Annotated in this window: 2 protein-coding genes; both read right to left on the bottom strand. The window is 36.1% G+C overall.

All coding sequences use genetic code 11. The annotated features are described in order from the left end of the window. Positions 1-826: DUF262 domain-containing protein (locus DBR30_RS07400; RefSeq protein WP_108588269.1), on the bottom strand; the 826-nt coding region annotated here is incomplete at its 3' end. Then, complete coding sequence (locus tag DBR30_RS07395; protein WP_181363511.1) at positions 823-1,554, bottom strand: FRG domain-containing protein; 732 nt, start codon at positions 1,552-1,554, stop codon at positions 823-825. The genes DBR30_RS07400 and DBR30_RS07395, both read right to left, overlap by 4 nt. Between the last annotated feature and the right edge of the window lie 377 nt (positions 1,555-1,931).

Here is a 1,931-nt window from a genome sequence, read left to right as displayed (position 1 = left end):
CAGGGATTACTGATTGAGATGATAATAATGGGTCATTGTCGATAAAGATACTCTCTAAGCTTGATAACGTATCATTACATTTATTTAGAATTTTATCTACATATGATTTGTCTGAATCTTTAAAATCTTTAGCAAATCTATCAAGATATACTTTTTTAGTATCATATAAACGAGGCATGGACTCTAAACAATGTTGCAAGAAGAGAAGACGTACAGCCACCTCTTTATGCTGATATCTCTTGTCGCTGAATTTAACTTTCTGTTTGAAGAAATCTTTTTTAGCTATTTTGTTTATGGCTGCAACAACGTCACCTCCATACGCATTTCTTTTTTCTGCGGCATTTAATGGGGAGGCTTCATTTAAACGGCTAAACATATCTTCAATTAATTCAATATCATCTGTCTCAATAACAACAATGGGGAGATTTGTTGAATCAAACCTATTTTTTATTTTTGAGTACTTACTACTTAAGTCATTGTATGTTAATCCACCAATACTGATTGATGGATCTCGAAGGTATGTAATGTCTTCTCTAAGTGCAAACTTACCATCAATAAATTGCCATATTGCTTCTAACCGCTGTCGTCCATCTATAATTGCATACTCATATCCAGTCTTTCTGGCTTCACTTCTATCAAATTTATGGAAGTAAATTTTTGGAATATCGTACCTATTAATTATGGAGTCTATCAGTAGTTGTTTTTTTTCTAGAGTCCACACATCGCCATTGCGTTGATAATCTGGGTTTACAAGAATTGCATCTCTTTCTGAATAAATACTAAAAACAGTGGAGTGTTCCATGAAATGAGGGTCAATATAGCTCATGACAATTCCTTCTTTATCATGTCCCCAATTGATTGTAGCTCGGGGAATACAGAGAATTTTGTAACACCAAGTATCGATAGTTCTTCTCTTAAACTAGGTTTCGCACTACTTGGAATCACATAGTGAGTTATATGTTTTTTATCTCCGATCTTGTCTAGAGGTGTTTTATCCCAATGGCTGATAGTGAAAACACCCATTTGAGCTTGTATGCGTGAGTTATTTCTGGTCGCAATGGCCGCAATGGGTAAAATACCTTTATCTTTTCCTTTGTCGTATTTTTCTGTTGTGTAGCTTCCAAGGTACTCATTTTCTTCAAAAGCAGGTATATATTTTTCACCATTAGTGTTTGAGTTTAAGCTATGGGGCGATAACACCCATAATATACCATCTGAGCTGTCTTCACCATTGACAGCGAAATACAATGAGATAAGGGGGTTTTCTGTCCAGTCAAGTAATCTGGTGGGAACACCGTAGTGCTGCATCATAAATAACCATTCGAAGTCATTTGATGGAGATTTTTTATCCATCAAAAAACTAGCATTCTGTCTGAATTTATTTACAAGTGCAATTTCTGTTGGGGGGTTAGCCAAGCGATCGTAACTTGACAATAATTTCCACGCTATGTTTTCTTGACCTCTATACCATATTGGCCCCCACTCGTCCGTGATATCTCTTTTAAGATGACGAATCAAATCTGAAATACTTTTTATTTCTTTTGGTTTTGCCAAGATTTTTAGTCCTATAAATTCACTTGGGGAGCAATTAGAATTAGGTTAATGTAGTTAAGGTTTTTTAATCAGTTTTAAAGCCTCAGCTATCAACTATATGAGATCAAATTTTATTAAACATAATTAATTTGGTGGAGCTATCGAGCGAGCAAATATTAGTCATCTTAAATTTGAAAAAAAACACGCTACCGCCCGTGGATTACAGCTTCCAATATGCTCAATTTACCAGCGAAGGCAGCAACCCATCGCAGCAATAGGTACCGGATGGCTATGTTAAGCCAATTGAATCTGGTCGCACTAGTCAAAAAGTGGCGTAAGTGTCAGTAATGACTGATTTTTTGCGCTGGCTCAACAAATCGCACTGACCGGGCACAGGA

Origin of the sequence: Aeromonas sp. HMWF017, from assembly GCF_003061465.1 — a bacterium.
Classification (GTDB): Bacteria; Pseudomonadota; Gammaproteobacteria; order Enterobacterales; family Aeromonadaceae; genus Aeromonas; species Aeromonas veronii.
The sequence above is the reverse complement of the archived record's forward strand: the minus strand, read 5'-3'. Positions and strand labels throughout refer to the sequence as shown.